The following is a 21,545-nucleotide window of genomic DNA, read 5'->3' as shown; positions in this document are numbered from 1 at the left end:
ACCCGCGACAACACGGCATGTTTGCATGCGCGAAACGCCGAAATTCACGATCTTACAACGATGCCTTGCGTAGCGGATCGTCGTGCCGACCGCAGTCGGAATTGAATTAAATGAATTGGATAATAATTACAATGTCTGGTAATTAATATGGAGGCCCGGCGCTATGGCGGGAGCTGCGATACGATGTTGAATTCTGAGGAGCCGGCTGTGTTTGTCGGAGCAGGGCAGGGCGGTCACGTTGCCGAGGTGGCTGATCTTATCGTAGGTTTTTGCGAGCCGGTTGCGCCGTGCGGGGGATAAAATGAATCAGCGCCCGCTCTCCGGCGGCCAAGCAGCGCGGCGGATTGCTTTCGCCACGATCGGCGACGCAAGCGAGGTCAGGTTCTGGTCCGGCACGCCATTTCACATGGCGAAATCGCTCGCAAACGAAGGTCATGAGGTGGTCCATATCGGTCCCCTCAGCGCACCGATCTTACCTCTATACAAGACGTATTCCAGACTTTGCCGTGCCTTTCGCAGGCAAGGCCTCTCCCCATTTCATGCGGGGCCTGTCGTTGCACAGTATGCAGCGGACGCTGCACGCAAAATCTGCGCGGTCTCACCCGACTTCGTCTTCGCGCCCGCCGGCTCCAACTTCGCCTGGGCAGTGCCTACGGGCGTTCCCCTCGTCTATACGTCCGATGCGACCTTTCGGCTTGTCGACAATTACCACCCTAACTATCGGAACTTGTCACGCAATGCTCGGGAGATTGCTGAACGCCTGGAACGCGACACCATCGCACGCGCGGATCTTGTCCTCTACCCGTCGGAATGGGCCGCCGAATCTGCTGTTAGAGATTACGGTGCCGACCGCGCGCGGGTGCATGTCATTCCCTGGGGCGCCAACCTCGAAGAAGCACCCAATCGTGACTCTGTACTTGCGTGCCGCAAGCCGGGTCCGTGCCGGCTCCTGTTCATCGGTGCCAACTGGGAAGAGAAGGGCGCGGACATCGCGATCGGGACTGTCGCTGAACTAAAGGACAGGGGCGTGGAGGCGGAGCTCGTGATCTGCGGATGCACTCCGCCCAAGCCAGTCACCCAGGATGGCCTGACGATCATCCCGTACCTGGACAAGAATGATCGTGAACAGCGCAAGCGACTGGATCAACTCTATCGCGACGCGGATTTCTTTCTGTTGCCGACCCGGGCAGATTGCTACGGCATCGTGTTTTGCGAAGCGGCAGCCCATGGCGTACCGAGCATTGCACCGGCCACCGGTGGCGTCTCCTGCGCTATCCGCGACGAGGAGACGGGAATCTTGTTACCGCCCAATGCGACGAAGGCGGACTATGCGACGGTGATCTCCCAGATCTTTGCTAACAAGGACCGGCTGGCACGCCTGAGGCAATCGAGCCGGGACGCCTTCGAGGCTCGATTGAACTGGCAGGCTTGGGCCCGGCGCGTCTCAGATCTGATTCAAACTCTATGATTGTCCTGAATTATCATGAGCTGGTGGAAGCCTCGCCTTCGAATGCGTGGTGCCTGACGCATGAAATGTTCGAAGCGCATCTTGCGCTTTGCGAGGAAGGGCTGGTCTCGCCTCAGAGTTTTCTGAAGCATTGCTCCGATCCGAAACCCAGCCGTACCGGTGCGGTCCTGTTAACCTTCGACGATGGATTTCTTTCGGACTACACGCATATCTATGCCCGTTACATGACGACCGGTCGTATTCCAGGTTTCATGTCCTTTATCCCGGTCGGCTTTGTAGGCTCGCCGGGACGTATGAGTTGGGAGATGATCGAGGAGCTTGGCAGGGGCGGCGTTGCGATCGGTTCACATGGCATGGCCCACGTCGATTTGACGACTGTCTCGGACGTAAAACTCGAGCGCGAGCTCAGACTGTCGAAGTCGATGCTCGAGGATCGCCTCGGACAACCAGTAACTCTTTTCGCTTTCCCATACGGGCGGTTTTCCCGACGAGTCTGGGAGGCGGCGCTGAGAGCTGGCTATACACACCTCTTTACAATCCAGCTTGGGTATCATCGCGGATTCGAATCTTTTCTCTATTCCCGCCTTTGTCTGACGAACAGCATGGATGCGGAGTACATGCGCCACCACTTGCTTGATCCGGATGCGATGCGCGGCTTTTCCTGGAGGATCAGCACTAAGCTCGGGCTCTATCGTCAACTGATGCGCTGGCGGTATCGATAGCGCTTGGTGGCAGACATTTGATTGGCGAGAACTCTCGCAGAAACTCGGCAAGACAAGATAGGAGACGCCGAGACGTTTACGGCTCTGGTGACGCGGGGCTGGCTGCGCCCTCGCGGTTTTGCAGTACAATCGGCGGCTTGTCTCGCGCGGTGGCGCGTTCATGATTTCGCATGGCGCCTACGGCCGCGGGACGAGGTTTTCGAGGATGAGCCGATCGCCCTGCCAACTCGCCCAGCGCACGTTCTCCCATTGCACGATCTTTATTCGCCGACCCTTGACCACGTCGAATAGCAATGGCCTGTAGCGGAAGGAACCACGCACGAAGTAGACGTTTTTCAGGCTCACCGAAGGGCCGCCGCCTGCTGGGATACGTAGTCCGAAACGGCCGCCATCGAACAATACGTTCTCGAAGACGTGTGACCCGTACGCCCACGATGAAGGCCGCCTTGTTCTGAGAGGCAGATTGAGCACTCATAAGCACGTGTTTAAGAGCGAGCTTAAGAGCGATTGATGGGTCAGATTTCGGTGCTGACGGGGCCGGAACGCCGACGGCGTTGGAGCGAGGATGAACGATGCCGGATCGTTGCGGAGGCCTTTGCGCCGGGATCGTGTGTGGCGCAGGTTGCGCGGGATCACGATATTTCGACGGGGCTGATTTACACCTGGCGGCGCCGGCTTCGCCAGGACCTTGCTGACCAGGGCTTTGTGGAAGCGGCGATGGAAGCGGAGCCGATCAAGGAAGCGGCACCGTCCGGTGAAGTGATCGTGGTGGAATTGACGGGGAGCGGACGGATCAGGATTTGTGGGTCGGCGCCGCCCTTGCTGGTGTCGGCGGTGTTGAAGGCGCTGCGATGATTCCGATCCCCTCTGGCGTGCGGGTATGGCTGGCGACGGGCCATACCGATATGCGGCGCGGCTTTCCGAGCCTGGCTTTGCAGGTGCAGGAGGTCTTGAAGCATGACCCACTGGGGGGTCATTTGTTTTGCTTCAGGGGGCGCCGTTCAGATCTGATAAAAATCATCTGGCACGATTCTCAGGGAGCGTGCCTGTTTACAAAAAGACTCGAAAGAGGAAGATTCATCTGGCCTTCGGCTGCCGGTGAAGCCGTGACGATCTCTCCGGCGCAACTTTCTTACCTGCTGTCTGGGATCGACTGGCGGAATCCTCAAGAAACTTTGCGTCCAACGCGAGTTGGATAGCATTCTGCGATTGAACCTGCCGGGAAATCTGATTCACTGGCTTCATGAGTTTGAAGCCGGATGACCTTCCTTCGGACCTCGCCAGCGCCCAGGCGGCGCTGTTGATCGAACGTGAGGCGTTGCGGGCTGAACGCGAAGCGCGGCTGAGGGTCGAGGTCGAACGCGATGCGGCCGCGGCGAAGGTCACCCGGATACAGGCCGAAGCCATCAATTGGCAAGCCGAAGCGGCCAACGCGCGGGCGAAGCTGTCGGACAACGAGGCGCTGATCGCGCATCTCGAGCTGCGGATCGAGAAGCTCAAACGCGAACTGTACGGGCAGCGCTCCGAGCGCACGGCACGGCTGCTCGAGCAGCTGGAGTTGGAGCTCGAAGAACTCGTCACCACGGCGAGCGAGGATGAGCTTGCCGCGCAGGCCGCAGCGGCGAAGACGCAGAACGTCCGCCCCTTCATGCGCAAGCGGCCGGTGCGCAAGCCATGGCCGGACGACATCGAACGCGAGCGCGTCGTCATTGAGGCTCCAACGAGCTGCGCCTGCTGCGGTGGATCGCGGCTGGCGAAGATCGGTGAGGATGTGACCAAGACGCTGGAGGAGATCCCGCGCCGCTTCAAGCTGATCGAGACGGTACGCGAGAAGTTCACCTGCCGCGATTGCGAGAAGATCAGCCAGCCGCCCGCGCCGTTCCATGCCACGCCGCGCGGCTTCATCGGCCCGCAATTGCTGGCGACGATCCTGTTCGACAAGTTCGGCATGCATATCCCGCTCAACCGCCAGAGTGCGCGCTTTAAGGCGGAGGGGATCGACCTGCCGTTGTCGACGCTGGCCGACCAGGTCGGCCACGGGACCTTCGCCGTGATGCCGCTCTTCCACTTGATCGAACGCCATGTGCTCGCGGCCGAGCGCCTGCATGGCGACGACACCACCATCCGTATCCTGGCGAAGGGCAAGTGCACGACCGGGCGGATCTGGACCTATGTGCGGGATGACCGGCCCTTCGCCGGGCCTGCGCCGCCGGCGGCGGTCTATTACGCCTCGAGCGACCGACGAGGCGAGCATCCCCAGAAGCATCTGGCCGCCTTCGCCGGTATCCTGCAAGCCGATTGCTACAACGGCTTCGAGCCGCTGTTCGACCCGCAGAGGAAGGTGCTGCCGATTACGCCGGCGTTTTGCTTTGCCCATGCGCGGCGGGGCTTCTTCGAGCTGGCTGACATCGAGAAAAATGCTCGGGAAGGTAAGAAGGGCAAACCGGTCTCTCCGATCGCGCTGGAGGCGGTCAGACGCCTCGATGCGTTGTTCGAGATCGAGCGCGCCATCAACGGCCGCGGCGCCGACGAGCGGCGCGCCGTGCGCCAGGAAAAGAGCAAGCCGCTTCTCGAGGACATGCACGTCTGGTTGCTGCGTGAGCGCGAAACCCTCTCGCGCTCTTCCGAGGTCCTGAAACCGATCAACTACATGCTCAGGCGCTGGGACGACTTCGCCCGCTTCCTCGACGATGGCAGGATCTGCTTGACCAACAATTGTGCTGAGCGCGCATTGAGAGGCATCGCCTTGGGAAGGCGCAACTGGACCTTCGCCGGCAGCCAGCGTGGCGCCGACCGTGCCGCCATCATGCTGACGATGATCACGACCTGTCGCCTCAACGACGTCGATCCCAAGGCCTGGCTCGCCGACGTCCTCGCCCGCATCGCCGATCTTCCCGCATCGCGTCTGCACGAACTGCTGCCCTGGGAATGGAAGCGCCTGCGCCAAGCCGACAAGCCCGCCGGTCAGCAGGCCGCCTGATCCTCACGCAACGCCATCATAGAGCTCGCCGTGCCCGCGCGCATGCGTCAAATCAGGCGGTCTTCGTCGTATGCGTACTGTGACCCTCGCCAATCGTCGGCCGAGAAGTTACGCGCGGTCGTCACTCCGGCCATCTTGAACGTCGAGTTCTTGACGGTGACCGTTCCGGTAAAACCTGGGCCATAGCACTGCACACCGTCCGCGTGGTCATTGTCGACCCCCGTGGCGGCGATGTAGACCCACGTCAGATTGATATCACCGCTGATGCAGCGAACACCTTCTCGTGACTGAATGCGAACCGGCGTGACGCTGTAGGAGCCAAGGCAGGTAATCGTCGGACCCCCGAGTTCTCAATGATTGACAAGCCCGTTCGGGACGAGTCTGGCGGCAAGGCGATATTGATCGTGCCGCTCGTGACGTTGGCATAGACCGGATCGTTGAAGCTCAACGGGACGCCGACCGAGTCCGGGGGGATCGGGCGTGGGATAAGGCGCGGGGTCGGGCGTCGGGGCAGGAACGACCGCCACACGTCCCGTTGCGGTAGTGGGATAGCCGCTGGGGCGCACCTCGAACCGCAGATTTGGTGCCGCCAAGGCGCGGCTGCTGCAAGGCTCCTGCGGCTTATCGACCCGCATGTGGCTCCAGAATGCCGCGCCCGAGGTATCATGGCACGTCCACTCCGGAGGTGGCGGTCGGCTGGGCAATGACTGCCGCTGCCGACAACAGGACCAGCGCGATGAGGTAGCGCATGATGGAAGCTCCTAAACCGGATTTTCCGCGAAATCTCTGCGTAGCCATCTCACCCAGAAATCTCACAGCAGACAAGGGCAGCAAGGCGCGGAATCAGAGAATGTTGCTTTGCGACTTCTCTTGGTTCGAGAAAACGTCGGGACACGTTCCGACCTCATACGCTGATTTCAGAGAGATGCTGCGCTCGCCAGCGGTCAAGGTTTGCTGACAGCTCGATACATATCTTCTCGCCGGCCTCATCGTACAAGAACGACAGCAACGGATGACCGTCGGCTCATCCACGATGAAGTAGTCCGGCCGCTTACGGGATTTCGGATTGAAGCGTTTGAGCGCCTCGCCTTCGCGCTCGATGGCACCGTTTCGCGCCCGCCCGCTTCGTCATAGAGATTGATCGAGCGATCGCACAACGGACGATCGAACACCTGCGGCACGAACAAGCCTCGCAAGCGCTTTTTACGTTGCTATCAGGGAACTCGCCAAATAGGATAATTTGCCGCAAACTTACACGAGGCTCGCGTCGCCGGAGTAGGGGCCATGAGGCCGAGTCGAGGCGCGTGAACAGATCGCGTCTCTACGATGCAGTGGGGTTCGAACCATGCGCAGCCATCCTGATCATTCGCCGGCGCCTCCTCGCGATCGGAATGGACGTTGGTGGATTCCGGCTTCTTCTCTGGGGCGGCGTCTGTCGGACGCATTCGGAGCTGCGCAGGCGTTTACTTTGCCGACGGTTGCTCGTCATCGCCGAGGGCAAATGAGAAGGTGTCTGGGCTATGTCGACAGCTAGCGGCAACCTTGCCGTCATCATCGTCTCATACTGCAATGCCGATGACGTCGATCGCTGCTTGAAATCGCTCGCTCGTTCGGATTGGGATCGGTTTGAGGTCTTCATTTGCGAAAATGGGGGGGAAGCAGCCTACCGGAGATTGCTGGCTGCGCTCGTGGGACCGGAACGAAAGTTGCATCGAATTTTGGATGCGCCGGATACTCTTGACCAGCCACAGAAACGACTGGCCGCAGTGGTGAAATGTCGATTTCAGAATCGCACGAATGCTGTCCGAATTGGGCTCGCAATCGAGAACCTCGGTTACGGCGGCGGCGTCAACGCGTGGCTCGAGCCATTGCTTGGCGTCCCCGGCTGGGATTCGGTGCTTGTCCTGAATCCCGATACCGAAGTAGATAGCCGCGGTCTGTCTGAATTGATTGCCAAGTCTGCTGAGGGATTCGGCATGGTGGGCGGAAGCCTGGTCTTTCACAATGCCCCTGACAAGATCATCAACTACGGACTGCATTGGTCTCGAACGACAGGCCGCGTTGTTGCCATCGGAAGGAATGCGCCAATTGGCAGTGCCCCCTCCGCCGAAGACCTTGGCCGGATCGATGCGGTAAGCGGAGCGTGTGTTCTGGCAACGCGAGCGTTCGTCGAAGACGTCGGTCTCATGGCTGAGGACTATTTCCTCTATATGGAAGATCTGGATTGGGGACGGCGGCGGGGAAGGCACCGCATCGGCTTCGCGAGCAAAGCTATCATTCGCCACATTGGAGGAACGACCATCGGCTCGGCCGTTGCCCCCGAGAAGCGCTCGCATCTCTCGATCTATTTGTCTGCCCGCAACGGCATTGTCTATGCTCGGCGCTTTGCGGGATGGCGCTGGATCTGCCATTTCGGAGTCGGACTGTTGTTCGTAGTGCGATACATGATCAAAGGCTCCTTGTCGGCCGGAAGAGTCGCTTTCGTGGGCTTGCTCGACGGGGCCAAAGGCGAGACAGGGCGGCCGGATGCCGCGCCCGGACCGCAACAGCTCGATTGATCTGCGACGATCCCAATCAGCATCTCATCATTGGCCACCAGATTTGAACTCGCTGAGATGGCGGAGGGCTCCGCCGGCATGGCGATTGTCGGTCCAATATCGTCCAGCAGCCATCGAACTGAAAATCAACGACGGTTATGCTCTTGATTGTCCACATATGAAATGCTCGTCGCGACACATATTCTTCCAGCCGGACGAGCCCTCAGCGGACGTATGACGTATCTGACGGCAGATAATCTCGACCATCGAATATTTAATGTATTTTCTGCTGTAGACGCGTCGACGGCCACTCCTGGCGAGCTGTCATCTGGTGGTGACGGCGCACCGTCGATCCAAGCATACTTGCGTATAGCTTCGTTCGTTCTCCGTGTGTCTCTTTCAACACGGTGCACGAGATCGGATTAAAGAATTATCGCCGCATTTAAATTGCTGCGATGCGACTTTGGCCAGGGTAGCTAAGAAATTACCTTGGGTGAGCCGTCGTGTCGTCGCAAAAAAGCCTCCGCACATCGAGAAGACGAGCCCAACGGCGCTGCGCCAGCAGGGTCGCACTTGGGGTGTCGTCGCTCGGGGAAATCGAATTGGGCGCGTGCCAGACCAAATCTAATCAAAGCGACCAGGAGAAAAACTAGATGGCGACCATTCCTCTGAGCTGGGATGACCCGATGTTTAGCAGCGTTACGAATTCGAGTGGGGGTGCCATTGCTGATGGCGGGACGCTTTCGAACGCAAGTATTACCGATTTCAGCGGCGATGCGGTCGTCGGAGGCTTTGGCTCGTTCAACCTCGACCACATCCGCATTGATGCAAGGGAAGGCGTGCGTATTGGGGGGAGCGGAGATATAACCATCAACGATTCGTACATTGAAACGACGGGAGTGGGGGCCGACCACGCCGATGGTATTCAGGCCTATGCTCCCGGCAGCACTGGCAATGTGACCATCACAAACACGGCAATTGTGTCCCACGACACTTCTGCGACCGCTGGGATGTTCATTGCAGATAGTTATAGCGGAACGTTCAATTTCGATAATGTGATGTTCGAAGGTGGTCCGTATGGCCTGCGTATTGCCTCGGATGCGGATGACATCTACGTCTCAATGAAAGACGTGTATTTTGTAGGACCATTTGGGGCGGCGCCGTTTGTCTTTCAGGAAACCAATGCGCCCATACACATCACTCAGTGGGAAAACGTACGCTCCGCAACAATCGTGAATGGTCAACTCGTTCCGGGTGACCTTATTCCACCCCCATGGCCAGTTGAAGGGGGGACTGCGCCCTCCGCGCCCACCACGCCCACCACGCCCACCGTACCGGATGCACCCACTATCGCTTCGTTCTCGACCGACAGCGGCACGGCTGGCGACAACATCACCAACGACAATGCCATCGAGCTCAAGGGCGCCGCTGCTGCCGGCAGCACGGTCAAGATCTACGACGGTACGACCCAAATCGGTTCGACGACTGCGGACTCAAGCGGCGCCTGGGACTACATCACGAAGGTCCTGACTGACGCCAAGCATACGCTCACCGCAACGGCGACCAACTCGTCGGGTCAGACCAGCGCGGCGTCGTCTGCGTTGGGAGTCACCGTCGACACCCAAGCGCCGGCTGCGCCGACCATTGTCAGCCAAACGGTGAACAGCGCCAATCAGGTGGTGATGTCGGGCAAGGCCGAAGCGAGCAGCGTCGTAAAGGTGTTCGACGGCACGACCCAGATCGGGACCGCGGCGGCCGACAGCAGTGGCCTGTGGGGCTATACCACCGGCGCCCTTGCGGCCGGTTCGCACAGCCTCACTGCGAAGGCAATGGACGCCGCAGGCAACACCAGCGCGGTGTCCACTGCGGTCACGGCCAGCACCGGTACCTCGACGCTCCCAACCCCACCGACGTCGTCAACGCCGACTGCTGGCAAGGTAATCGAGTCGGCTGGTGCGACAAGTCTCGTTGAGAGTGGCGACAAATACTACCTCAACGGCAGCAGCGGATCGGGCCCCACGCTGAAGAACAAGGGTGTGGATTTTGTAGACGGGTCAGATGGCACTTGGGCACCGATTGCCGCGGAGAAGACGGCGACGGGCTATCAGGTGGTCTGGAAGGAGGGCAGCGGTTATTACACGGCTTGGAACACCGACGACAACGGCAACTACGTTTCCCACGTCAGCACCCTGACCGGCTCCACGTCGGGCGGCTTCGTGTCGGGTACGGACTCTGGCCTTAAATCGCTCGAGACGACCTTCCATCAGGATCTCAACGGTGATGGGCAAATCGGTGCTTCCAGCGCAGGCACACCGACGTCACCAACGCCAACTCCTGTCAAGGAAATCGAGTCCGCTGGTGTGACAAGTCTCGTTGAGAGTGGCAACAAATATTACCTCAACAGCAGTAGCGGATCAGGCCCCTCGCTGAAGTATGGCGGTTTGGATTTTGTGGACGGGTCAGATGGCACTTGGGCACCGATCGGTGCGGAGAAGACGGCGACGGGCTATGAGGTTGTCTGGAAGGATGGCACCGGTCTGTATACGGCCTGGAACACCGACAACAACGGCAACTACGTTTCCCACGTCAGCACTCTGACCGGCTCCACGTCGGGCGGCTTCGTGTCGGGTACGGACCCTGGCCTTAAATCGCTCGAGACCAGCTTTCATCAGGATCTCAACGGTGACGGGCAGATCGGTGCTTCCACCACAGCCGCGTCGTCCACCGCACCCGCTACCACCAGTCAGGTCGTGGCTACTTCGGGCAGTACGTTCGTCGCCTCGACGGGCAACACGACCCTGAAGGGCACTTCAGGCGATGACACCTTCGTTGGCAGCAGCCAGGCCGACACTTTCGTGTTTGGCGCGAACTTCGGCCACGACGTCATCAAGGACTTCGTTGCCCGTGGACCTGCGCACGACACGATCGAGTTCAGCAAGAGTGTGTTCGACAGCTTTGCGAGCGTTCTCTCCCACGCGGCCCAATCAGGCACCGACGTCGTGATCGCGACGGGGAGCGACACGCTCACGCTGAAGAACACCAAGCTGGATGCGTTGACCAGCCACGACTTCCACTTCGCGTAGGGGATGGGCCAACCACAAGATTAGTACTCACAACTGCCTCGGGGATCTCTTGGGGGATCTTCCGAGGCATGTTTCAAGGGCGGATGCCATGACTGACTTTGGACGGCGGGGGGTGATCCCCCCGCCTGCGAATCTTTATCGAATCTCACTTCTGCATTTGTCAGGACTCTGGGCGGCCGGACGACAGTGGGCGGGTGACGCCGAACTGCGCACGCCGCGACTGATCGGCTGGGCAAGGCGCTCGGTCGAAGCCCTGCGGCAACGGATATTCGCTCGTCGACCCGGGCCGGCGGACCACTATGAGGAGTCGCAGTCAGAGCTGTCGGCTTTCCTGCGGTCATGCCGCCGGGTTTTCTGGGCTCTCGCGGCCTTCAGCGGGATGAGCAATCTCCTCATGCTCACCGGCTCGTTTTTCATGCTGCAAGTCTATGATCGGGTGCTGCCCGGGCGCAGCATACCGACGCTGATCGGGTTGATAGTTCTGGCGACGGTGCTTTATCTGTTTCAGGGCGGGCTCGACCTCGTCAGGAACAGGATCAGCGCCCGGGTCGGGCGGTATTTCGATGAAACGCTCGGTGTTCGTATATTCGACGCGCTTGTTCGCCTGCCTCTCAAGACCCGGGCCGATGGCGATGGCCTGCAGCCGGTGCGGGACCTTGATCAGGTCCGTAGCTTCCTGTCGAGCGGAGGGCCGACGGCACTCTTTGATCTGCCCTGGATGCCAATCTATCTCGGCGTCTGCTTCCTCTTTCACTTCTGGATCGGCGTCACTGCGCTGGCCGGCGCGCTGGTGCTGGTCGGTATCACGATGCTCACGGAAACGCGCACCCGAGGGCCGGCAAAGGCGTCCTCGCGTCTGGCCGTTTCGCGAACTGCCCTTGCGCTCGAGGGACGGCGAAATGCCGAAGTTCTGCAGGCCATGGGGATGCGGCAACAGGCGGCCTTACGTTGGCGGGACGTCAACGCGAAGTATCTCGCCGCCCATGAGCGGGCCAGCGATGTCGCAAACGGACTCGGTGGCGCCTCCAAGATTTTTCGCGCGATCTTGCAATCGCTGGTTCTTGCCGTTGGCGCCGTCCTCGTCATCAACCAGGAATCGACCGCCGGCATCATCATTGCCGGATCGATTCTCACCGCGCGGGCACTGGCGCCTGTCGAAATGGCCATTGCGAACTGGAAAGGATTCGTCGTCGCGCGGCAATCGGGGCAACGGCTCGATCGCTTGCTGAAGCTTCTGCCTGACGAGGAGGAGCGCTTGGCATTGCCTGCGCCCGTCGAAACCCTGACCGCCGAGCACCTCTATATCGGCGCCCCAAACGCCGAGAGGCCCACCCTCAGCGAAGTGTCGTTCCAGCTGCGGAGCGGGCAGGCGGTTGGAATCATTGGTCCGAGCGGATCCGGCAAATCGACGTTGGCACGTGCGCTGGTGGGAGTGTGGCCGTGCATTCGAGGCAGGATCCGGCTCGACAACGCCGCGCTCGATCACTGGTCTTCGGATGCCCTCGGCAAGCACATCGGTTATCTACCCCAGGACGTCGAATTATTCGACGGCAGCATTGCAATGAACATTGCACGGTTCGACCCGGAGGCAACGGCTGCCGCTGTTCTGGAAGCCTCGCATGCTGCGGGCGCTCATGACCTCATCCTCTCGCTTCCGGACGGCTACAGCACGAAGATCGGCGAGGGAGGGTTGGCGCTGTCGGCGGGGCAGCGGCAGCGCATCGGGCTCGCGCGTGCCTTTTACGGCAAGCCGTTCCTGGTCGTACTTGATGAGCCCTCTTCCAATCTCGATGCCGAGGGCGAGGATGCCTTGACCGAGGCGATCCTGAACGTGCGCCGGCGGGGAGGAATTGTCGCCGTGGTCGCGCATCGTCCGAAGGCGCTGGAGGGTGTGGACCATGTCTTGTGCCTCGGCGAAGGCAGGGTTCAGTCCTTCGGCAAGAGAGAGGAGGTTCTCAAGAAAGTGTTGCGAAATCCCGTACCGCTCAAGGTCGTCGCGGAAGCTCAAGGAGGCAGCCGATGAACGGTCTGGTGGCACCGGCGATGCAATCCATCCAGCGTTACATGATCGTCGGTATGATCATGTTCGGTTTGGTAACCTTCGGGATCGGCGGTTGGGCGACAACGACCCAATTGTCGGGTGCTGTGATCGCCCAAGGCGTGGTCGTGGTGGATTCGAGCGTCAAGAAGGTTCAGCATTCCACTGGTGGGATCGTCGGAGAGTTGCGCGTGCGGGAGGGCGCCCGGGTCAATGCAGGGGACATTCTGATTCGCCTCGACGAGACCCAGACGCTCGCGAATGCGACGATCGTCACAAACAGCCTCGACGAGCTGTTCGCGCGGCAGGCTCGTCTCGAGGCCGAGCGCGATGGCGCCGAGCAGGCTACTTTTCCCAAGGTGCTGCTCGACCGGGCCAGGGAGAGTAACTCCGAGGCGAGCCGTGCAATCACAGCGGAGCGGAAGCTGTTTGACCTGCGTCGTCAGGCGAGGAGCGGCCAAAAAGCGCAGTTGCAGGAGAAAAGCGCGCAGCTGGAAAACGAGATCAAGGGCCTCACGGGACAGACCGAGGCCAAGCAGAAGGAAGTCGAATTTATCCGCCAGGAGCTGGAAGGCGTGCGCAGTCTCTGGCAAAAAAGTCTGGTGCCGATCACGCGGCTCAACTCCCTCGAGCGCGATTCCGCCCGCCTCGAAGGCGAGCGTAGCCAGTTGGCAGGAATGATCGCTCAGTCGAAGGGCAAGATTGCCGAAATCGGACTCCAGATCATTCAGATCGACCAGGACCTGCGGACGGAAGTCGGCAAGGATCTGATCGAAACGCGGTCGAAACTCTCCGAGCTGAGCGAGCGCAAGACTGCGGCGGTCGATCAACTGAATCGGATCGATATCAGGGCACCGCAAACCGGCCGCGTCCACGAGCTGAGCGTCCACACGGTTGGAGGCGTAATCTCTCCTGGCGAGCAGATCATGCTGATCGTGCCCGATGCGGACTCGCTTGCGGTTGAGGTCAAGATCGCACCGCGCGATATCGACCAGGTCTATATGGGGCAGACCGCGACGATGCGCTTCGCCGCCTTCAACCAGAAGACCACCCCCGAAATCGACGGAGAGGTCAGCATGGTCTCGGCCGACATTACACAGGATCAGCGCGCCGGCACGAGCTACTACACGGGCCGCGTCCTGCTGAAGCCGGAAGAGCTGGCGAAACTCGGGTCGGCCAAGCTACTGCCCGGCATGCCGGTCGAAGTCTTCATCAAGACGGCAGGTCGAACCGCGCTGTCTTACCTGCTCAAGCCGCTGCACGATCAGGCGGAGCGCGCGTTTAAGGAGCGCTGAGTCTTTGGCGGACACGAAATGACACAGCCCCGAGTGCACCAGTACTCGGGGCTTGGTATCAACGAGCACCGAGCTCGCGATCAGGAGCTATTCGACAAGTGACATCGCAGCCCATCATATACTCACAAAGCCCGGTCATTAGTCTTTATGATGATGTCCTAGAACAACAATTGTTGGCCGACGTTCAAGACTATCTGCAAAATACATCATGGAAATTCGGAGCAGTGTCATACAAGGCACCCGGCAGTTATCGCTATTGGTACAAGCATTTTGCCGGGGGATACGACGAAGCCGACACGTCAGATTGTTCAGGTGCCTTGTTGAACGAAGCTCCGGTCATCTGGAAAATGTGGAGCCTCTTGGAGGAAACGATCTTCAAAGGTCACACACTGATGAGGTGCTATGCAAACGGTTATCCATACGGATGCGAAGGTTCGGCTCATTTGGATTCAGCCGATCCCAGTGATTACACGGCAGTCTTTTATTCTAATCCAACTTGGGACCCTAATTGGTCGGGTGAGACCGTCTTCCTAACGCAACAGCCGCCGGCAGACATCATCGCAGCAATTCTGCCACGTCCAAATCGGTTAGTGCTTTTCCAGGGGAATGTTCCGCACGCCGCAAGAGGAATCTCAAGAGTTTGTCCATTGCTGCGCATAACATTGATGTTCAAGACGAAAAAGAAATTCAACTGAACAAGGGCGACGCAGAGCTTGCGGACGTGAGCTGGTGAAACTCGGGTCGGCCAAGCTTTTGTCCGGCATGCCGGTCGAGCTCTTCATCAAGACGCAACGTCGCCCTGCGCTGTCCTACCTTCTCAAGCCGCCGCATGATCAGGCGGGGCGGGTGTTCAAGGAACGCCAAGCCTTTGCCAAACGTGGAATGACGCAGGCCCCGAGTGCATCAGGCACTAGGGGCCTCCGCATCAAGAGCACCGAGCTGACGACCGGCCCCCTGCAATGCGTCTGGAGCTGGAGGGAGTGGCTCGAGGGGTCTCAGGCCGCCAGGTACGAGCCACAAGGGTGGACAGCTTTGCAGCTTTTGTCAGACTTGATTGGGCGCTTCCGAGCAGCCGCCAGAGATTGGCTGGGGTGAGCCTTCCAATACCGATCCACGTCTTCGCCAGCGGCAGCAAAGCCCATGCGCGCGCACGGACCGAGTGCGGCAAAGGCTTGTTGTGCCGGCCGGCGAACCCGCGAGCCGCCCGGCGGTGCAGCCCGCTCAGCACATCCATTCGCTTGAGGTGCAGAGTACTCGTCCGAGGACGGCCGTCTTGCGAGTTCATCCGGTCTGTAGCTGACTGTCGGTATGGATATCCTTACTGATAGTCGCCAAGTGAGTCGCCTTGAAATTGTGGAGACTGGTCGGCGTCGGCGCTGGTCGGCTGCGGAGAAGCTGCGGATTGTCGAGGAAAGTTGTTCGGGTCCGCGGCTGGTGTCGGCGACAGCACGGCATCATGGGCTTTCGAAACAGCTTCTGTTTTCGTGGCGCAAGGCCTATCGCGAAGGACAGCTTGGCGGCTGTCAGGTCGGTGGATTTGTGCCGGCCCGGATTGTGTCGGAGGTCCAGTCGACGACGGAGCGTGCGGCACCGGCGGCGACTGGCACTCTGGAAGTCGTGACCGCGAATGGCCGACGCGTGATCGTGGATCGCAACGTCGATGTCGCGGTTTTGCTACGGATCATGCGAGGGCTGGAGACACTACCGTGATCCCGATCCCGACGGGCGTGCGAGTGTGGCTGGCGACGGGCCATACCGACATGCGGTGCGGCTTTCCGAGCCTGGCTCTGCGCGTGCAGGAAGTGCTCAAGCGCGACGCCATGGGCGGCGGTCTTTTCTGCTTCAGGGGCAAACGCGGCGATCTTTTGAAGGTCATTTGGCACGATGGCCAGGGAGCATGCCTGTTTACCAAAAGACTCGAGAGAGGAAGGTTTATCTGGCCATCGGTTGCCGGTGAATCGGTAACGATCTCTCCGGCGCAGTTGAGCTATCTGTTGTCCGGGATCGATTGGCGCAACCCTCAAGAAACCCAGCGTCCGACGCGGGTCGGATAGCCGCTTTTACGGTTTGAATCTGCTGCTTGATCTGATTCAATGGCTTCATGATATCGAAGCCAGACGATCTTCCATCGGACCTTGTGAGTGCCCTGGCGGCGCTGCGGGCCGAGCGTGAGGCGCGGCTGCGAGCCGAGGCGGTGGCTGCCAGTGCGCGGGCGGAGCTGTCGGACAACGAGGCGCTGATCGCGCATCTCGAGCTGCGGATCGAGAAGCTCAAACGCGAACTGTACGGGCAGCGCTCCGAGCGCACGGCACGGCTGCTCGAGCAGCTGGAGTTGGAGCTCGAAGAACTCGTCACCACGGCGAGCGAGGATGAGCTTGCCGCGCAGGCCGCAGCGGCGAAGACGCAGAACGTCCGCCCCTTCATGCGCAAGCGGCCGGTGCGCAAGCCATGGCCGGATGACATCGAACGCGAGCGCGTCGTCATTGAGGCTCCAACGACCTGCGCCTGCTGCGGTGGATCGCGGCTGGCGAAGATCGGTGAGGATGTGACCAAGACGCTGGAGGAGATCCCGCGCCGCTTCAAGCTGATCGAGACGGTACGCGAGAAGTTCACCTGCCGCGATTGCGAGAAGATCAGCCAGCCGCCCGCGCCGTTCCATGCCACGCCGCGCGGCTTCATCGGCCCACAATTGCTGGCGACGATCGTGTTCGACAAGTTCGGCATGCATATCCCGCTCAACCGCCAGAGTGCGCGCTTCAAGTGCGAGGGGATCGACCTGCCGTTGTCGACGCTGGCCGACCAGGTCGGCCACGTGACCTTCGCCGTCATGCCGCTCTTCCACTTGATCGAACGCCATGTGCTCGCGGCCGAGCGCCTTCATGGCGATGACACCACCATCCGTGTCCTGGCGAAGGGCAAGTGCACGACCGGGCGGATCTGGACTTATGTGCGGGATGACCGGCCCTTCGCCGGGCCTGCGCCGCCGGCGGCGGTCTATTACGCCTCGAGCGACCGACGAGGCGAGCATCCCCAGAAGCATCTGGCCGCCTTCGCCGGTATCCTGCAAGCCGATTGCTACAACGGCTTCGAGCCGCTGTTCGACCCGCGGAAGAAGGTGCTGCCGATTACGCCGGCGTTTTGCTTTGCCCATGCGCGGCGGGGCTTCTTCGAGCTGGCTGACATCGAGAAAAATGCTCGGGAAGGTAAGAAGGGCAAACCGGTCTCTCCGATCGCGCTGGAGGCGGTCAGACGCCTCGATGCGTTGTTCGAGATCGAGCGCGCCATCAACGGCCGCGGCGCCGACGAGCGGCGCGCCGTGCGCCAGGAAAAGAGCAAGCCGCTTCTCGAGGACATGCACGTCTGGTTGCTGCGTGAGCGCGAAAACCTCTCGCGCTCTTCCGAGGTCCTGAAACCGATCAACTACATGCTCAGGCGCTGGGACGACTTCGCCCGCTTCCTCGACGATGGCAGGATCTGCTTGACCAACAATTGTGCTGAGCGCGCATTGAGAGGCATCGCATTGGGAAGGCGCAACTGGACCTTCGCCGGCAGCCAGCGTGGCGCCGACCGTGCCGCCATCATGCTGACGATGATCACGACCTGTCGCCTCAACGACGTCGATCCCAAGGCCTGGCTCGCCGACGTCCTCGCCCGTATCGCCGATCTTCCCGCTTCGCACCTGCACGAACTGCTGCCCTGGGAATGGAAGCTCCTGCGCCAAGCCGACAAGCCCGCCGATCAGCAGGCTGCCTGACCTTCTCGCAACGCCATCATAGAGCTCGCCGTGCCCGCGCGCATGCGTCAATCAGGCGGTCTTCGTCGTATGCGTACGGTGCAGAGTCATTGCTGTGACGAAGACAAGCAGGATGGCTTCAGCCCCCAGAATGACGAGCAGTTCTTCCGGCATGTGCAATCTCGATCCTGAGGCAGGAGAGGCCGTTCGGAATACGATTTGCCGAGTGGTCGCATTTAATCAACGATTAAATCGCCAGAATCGCTAAATTGTTGCCTTAATTCTGAGGGTCAAGGCCCGCGGCCACGCCGAGCGGCCTCGCAGTTGGCGATGTGGCCGTCACCGGCGCTCGGTGTGCAGGTAGCGGTTCGATTGCAGGATTCGTCGACATGCGTCTACGCGCGCACCAGGTCGTGGCGGTATCAGCGCTCTCGATAAAATTAATTATTAATTTATTTTATTTTATTGAATTAATCGTTAAATTTAAATACGTTTAAACGAGAATATCGTTGCCGCGGTAGTAAACGTCTCCGCGCCGCCAGTTGATCCGAGCCTCAGTTTGGCTTTTGCGAGGGGATCGGCAGATGTATCGCACCTACGGCTCAGTCGTCGCGGCGGCGCTCGCTATCATGATCGGAGGAATTCAATGGGCGGGCGCAGGGCGCATCGCCCTGCCGGCGACGCGGCGAGCAGTCAATCAGCACATCGAGTTGGGACGCCCGACGCTTCCGCCCGTTACTTACACGGTGTTTTGCCTGCGCTATGAGGCCGAATGTCGCCCGCGGCGCTCCTTCCGCGGCGGGCCGCTCCGGTTGACGAAGGAACGGTGGGCGGAGCTGAAAGCAGTCAATCGCGCCGTGAACCGCGCCATTGCTCCGCAGCCTAATGAACTTGGCCTTGCAGGTGAGGAGTGGATCGTTAACCCCGATCGCGGTGATTGCAACGACTACGCAGTGAGCAAGCGTCATGAACTGCTGCAACGCGGCTGGCCCGCGCGGGCCCTGCTATTGAGCGAGGTCGTCGTTAGTTCCGGAGAGCATCATTTGGTGCTTCTCGTGCGGACCTGGAGCGGCGATCTCGTCCTCGACAATCTCACGCCGCAGATCAAACCGTGGTCCAAGACGCCCTATCACTGGGTTCGCGTGCAGATACCCAACGATCATCGCCTGTGGGTGACGATTAGTCGGCCAAGTGCATGACTGGCTGATTTTGTGGAGGCCTGCGCGCTGTTCCAGAGATCAGCTGCAGCCGCGACCTGGCTGCCAGCGCTGGCCGGTCTTCCGGTCTTCATGAAATCCGGTCCTCATGAAAGGAGAGCCGATTACTCCTAGCCGCGTTGGCTCGCTTGATCGGGCGGGCGCATCTTCAAGCTCTCGCGGAGCAGATAGATGAACTGGCCCCGCATCGACACTCGTCCCGCAGGCTGCCGGGACTCCGATACCCAACGCGGTGGTCGAGCGATCCATCCGAAGGCGATGCCGGTAATCCGGACGACGGATGAGGAGCGCGATGTGTGGATGCGCGTGTCTTGGGGTGATGCCAAGGTGCTGCGGCGGCCGTTCTCGGATGATATACTCGTTATGCGCTGGGCGGATGAGGAAGATAAGCTGGCGCTTAGCGTCTTCTCTCCGTCAGCCGCGCTTCCTCTCGGAGGACGGTTTAAACTCGACGACCTGGTGCTGGGCGCTTGGATCCAAATGCTCTGTTTGTTTCAGGATTAGCTCAAGCTCGAGAGCTTCTATGGCGAGTTCATCCGCCAAGCGCTTGAAGCGCTCGCGCTTTTCTGCGTCCGTCGCCAGCTGACTCATAAGGGCAAAGTCTCTGGCGTCAACTCGGAGCCTCTCCAATCGTGGCCTGAGGTCCTTCATGTCGTCCCGGCTCAGATTCTAAACTCATCCTCGGCGCAAACAATAACCGTGCTTGCTCGGATCGCGCATGAGTCAACTCCGGAAACAGGATATTGGTTCATTCTTAACTGCTAGTTAGCTGCTTATTCACCGTGCGATATCTAGTCACGGTCGCCTGTTGGACCAAATTCAGGAGCCTGGACGCTTTCGGATGTTGCGGGGGTGAGGACGGCTGGTGGCGTTCGGCGGCATGGCTTGTCATTTCCGCCTGGCCGCCGCCATCCAACTGCCCAGCGGCTCGCCACGGGCCGCTCAGGCCAATCCAGCCCCCTCTGTGGCTCGTCCGACAATATCGCTTCAGAGAGGGCCGCTCTTGAGAGTGCCCGCATCGACTTCCTTCAGGCCCTCGGTCTTCCGACAAGGAACGCCGCCGAGGCTGCCCGGATCACGGGCCGCGGCGCACGTGTCGGCGGCAGGAATCCTGCTGGATCGCGGCCGGGCCGCACCGAAATCCCGTTCAGGCGGTTCAGGCACGTAACAAATCTCTGTCCGCCGTAGCATTTTAAATTCATTTTTTCCTAAAAGGAATTGGGGACTCTGTGTAGGTACGGAGTCCTCGGGAAATCTTGCGTTCTCTCAAAGAGCTGTCAGGGACGCCGAATTGATTTTACAATAACAAGTTGACCATTTTGAATGACGCAGTCATTCACGTTCGTCCACTCATCGATGATAAAGTCGGTGATGAAAAACTTGCGGAAGGGGAACGGTCCGACAAAGCACACATTCTTCATTCGCAAGTGTGCGTTCATGTAACCATCGGCGTGAAGACGCAGACCAAACGGGCCCCCCTGGACCATGACGTTTTCCAGATCAATCAAATCGGGCTTCCAACTGTCGGCGACAAATATCCCGGCGGTTGCGGAGGTGTTGTGCGCGACAATGGAAGTATTGCGTAGAGTGATCGTTCCGTGATTGCCGGGACCATAGGCCTGAATCACATCGGCATGGTCATCGCCTTGTCCTGTCGCCTCAAGATATGAATCCGCAATTACGATATTGCCTTTAATCGCTCGGATACATTCGCGCGATTGGATTCGGAGTCTTCTTAAGGTGCAGCTGCCCCAGCAGCCAACCGTGTTGTCGCCGACTTCGTAATAGATATAGCTTCGATCTGTGAGTGATCCGCCATCCGGTACGCCATTATCCAGACGGCTGTAGGAGATAGCACTGGTAAATCGCGCATCGTTGAAGGAAAGCGGCGGTCCACTTGAAGGTATCGATGACGGAGCGGGTTCAGGAGCAGGAGCGGAGACTGCTGCAGGAGCCGGCGACGAGCTAGCTGGGGGAGGATTGGAATTGTCGTTACCGCGAGGACCATCTACGCCGTTATCGTGAGCGATGCGCCATGGGATATAGCCGTTTGCGCTTGCCCGACCAGCGACGAGTTTATCGTAAACCCCGGCAGGTTGAGTGCCAAGCAGGGGGCCACCGAGTGAACCAAGGTTAAACCTCGGCGGTATGGATGAAGTTGAAAATCTAAATGATTTCTGCTCTTGAGCCGCGGCGCTCGGCGACATTGCTCCGATCCCCAAACTCAAAGAGATCGACGCGATGGACGTCAATATTTCTGCGACTCTCATCAGTCCCCCTAAACGGCCTCGACTGCAGCTTTTCGCGCAACTGGAGTTCGATAGAAGATCGCAGGGCTCACAATTGAGTTTAGAAAAACCACCATTGGCCGCATCAGGGTCAGCTTCCCGGACATCGATATCCATGCCATTCCACGCGGGACGAACGATCGCGTCCCCGAACAGTCGCAGTTCGACGCTCACTATGGCCGGC

General features: G+C 59.8%; 17 protein-coding genes and 1 pseudogene. 15 read left to right on the top strand and 3 right to left on the bottom strand.

Annotated elements, in window-relative coordinates; all coding sequences use genetic code 11:
• The first annotated feature begins 301 nt into the window (after positions 1–301).
• Both IVB18_RS29570 and IVB18_RS29565 read left to right on the top strand, forming a co-directional pair.
• Positions 302–1,468 (top strand): glycosyltransferase family 4 protein, encoded by a 1,167-nt coding sequence (locus IVB18_RS29570; RefSeq protein ID WP_247983914.1) that lies wholly within the window; start codon positions 302–304, stop codon positions 1,466–1,468.
• Entirely contained in the window at positions 1,465–2,190 is a 726-nt protein-coding gene (locus IVB18_RS29565; protein ID WP_247983913.1) for a polysaccharide deacetylase family protein, read from the top strand. The genes IVB18_RS29570 and IVB18_RS29565 overlap by 4 nt, the downstream gene beginning before the upstream one ends.
• Before the next feature lie 177 nt (positions 2,191–2,367).
• On the opposite strand, the gene IVB18_RS29560 is transcribed toward IVB18_RS29565, so the two are convergent.
• Entirely contained in the window at positions 2,368–2,589 is a 222-nt protein-coding gene (locus IVB18_RS29560; protein WP_247983912.1) for a hypothetical protein, read from the bottom strand.
• Positions 2,590–2,700: 111 nt separating this feature from the next.
• On the opposite strand from IVB18_RS29560, the gene IVB18_RS29555 reads away from it, so the two are divergent.
• The 13 genes and pseudogenes from IVB18_RS29555 to IVB18_RS29495 all read left to right on the top strand — a co-directional run.
• Positions 2,701–3,045, top strand: a complete 345-nt coding sequence (locus IVB18_RS29555) for a transposase (RefSeq protein WP_188106852.1) — start codon at positions 2,701–2,703, stop codon at positions 3,043–3,045.
• Entirely contained in the window at positions 3,042–3,389 is a 348-nt protein-coding gene (gene tnpB / locus IVB18_RS29550; RefSeq protein WP_082758020.1) for an IS66 family insertion sequence element accessory protein TnpB, read from the top strand. Before IVB18_RS29555 ends, tnpB (IVB18_RS29550) begins: the two co-directional genes overlap by 4 nt.
• A 44-nt stretch (positions 3,390–3,433) precedes the next feature.
• The gene (locus IVB18_RS29545; RefSeq protein ID WP_247983911.1) at positions 3,434–5,170 is read left to right on the top strand and encodes an IS66 family transposase; all 1,737 of its coding nucleotides are present in this window, start codon (positions 3,434–3,436) and stop codon (positions 5,168–5,170) included.
• Between the two features lie 1,520 nt (positions 5,171–6,690).
• A complete protein-coding gene (locus IVB18_RS29540; protein ID WP_247983910.1) occupies positions 6,691–7,728 on the top strand; it encodes a glycosyltransferase in 1,038 nt (345 codons plus the stop codon).
• 632 nt (positions 7,729–8,360) lie between these two features.
• A complete protein-coding gene (locus IVB18_RS29535) occupies positions 8,361–10,790 on the top strand; it encodes an Ig-like domain-containing protein (RefSeq protein WP_247983909.1) in 2,430 nt (809 codons plus the stop codon).
• Positions 10,791–10,878: 88 nt separating this feature from the next.
• On the top strand, positions 10,879–12,813 hold the full coding sequence (locus IVB18_RS29530; protein ID WP_247983908.1) for a type I secretion system permease/ATPase: 1,935 nt from the start codon (positions 10,879–10,881) through the stop codon (positions 12,811–12,813).
• Entirely contained in the window at positions 12,810–14,123 is a 1,314-nt protein-coding gene (locus tag IVB18_RS29525) for an HlyD family type I secretion periplasmic adaptor subunit (protein ID WP_247983907.1), read from the top strand. Before IVB18_RS29530 ends, IVB18_RS29525 begins: the two co-directional genes overlap by 4 nt.
• Positions 14,124–14,221: 98 nt before the next feature.
• Positions 14,222–14,818, top strand: a complete 597-nt coding sequence (locus tag IVB18_RS29520; RefSeq protein ID WP_247983906.1) for a 2OG-Fe(II) oxygenase family protein — start codon at positions 14,222–14,224, stop codon at positions 14,816–14,818.
• 613 nt (positions 14,819–15,431) lie between these two features.
• Complete coding sequence (locus IVB18_RS29515) at positions 15,432–15,833, top strand: transposase (protein WP_247983905.1); 402 nt, start codon at positions 15,432–15,434, stop codon at positions 15,831–15,833.
• Positions 15,830–16,177, top strand: coding sequence for an IS66 family insertion sequence element accessory protein TnpB (gene tnpB / locus IVB18_RS29510; protein ID WP_063676425.1), 348 nt, complete (start codon positions 15,830–15,832; stop codon positions 16,175–16,177). Before IVB18_RS29515 ends, tnpB (IVB18_RS29510) begins: the two co-directional genes overlap by 4 nt.
• Before the next feature lie 47 nt (positions 16,178–16,224).
• Entirely contained in the window at positions 16,225–17,877 is a 1,653-nt protein-coding gene (locus IVB18_RS29505; RefSeq protein ID WP_247983904.1) for an IS66 family transposase, read from the top strand.
• Between the two features lie 563 nt (positions 17,878–18,440).
• A complete protein-coding gene (locus IVB18_RS29500; RefSeq protein WP_247983903.1) occupies positions 18,441–19,055 on the top strand; it encodes a transglutaminase-like cysteine peptidase in 615 nt (204 codons plus the stop codon).
• Positions 19,056–19,299: 244 nt separating this feature from the next.
• A pseudogene (locus IVB18_RS29495) lies at positions 19,300–19,463 on the top strand (SOS response-associated peptidase); the annotation flags it as partial.
• 24 nt (positions 19,464–19,487) lie between these two features.
• Here the strand turns inward: IVB18_RS29495 and IVB18_RS29490 are convergent.
• The gene (locus IVB18_RS29490) at positions 19,488–19,664 is read right to left on the bottom strand and encodes a hypothetical protein (RefSeq protein WP_247983902.1); all 177 of its coding nucleotides are present in this window, start codon (positions 19,662–19,664) and stop codon (positions 19,488–19,490) included.
• 686 nt (positions 19,665–20,350) lie between these two features.
• Positions 20,351–21,478: a hypothetical protein gene (locus IVB18_RS29485; RefSeq protein ID WP_247983901.1), complete on the bottom strand. Its 1,128-nt coding sequence runs from the start codon at positions 21,476–21,478 to the stop codon at positions 20,351–20,353.
• Positions 21,479–21,545: the final 67 nt, after the last annotated feature.

The organism is Bradyrhizobium sp. 186 (genome assembly GCF_023101685.1).
GTDB lineage: Bacteria > Pseudomonadota > Alphaproteobacteria > Rhizobiales > Xanthobacteraceae > Bradyrhizobium.
Note: the sequence above shows the minus strand (reverse complement) of the source record. Positions and strands in the feature narration are given on the sequence as shown.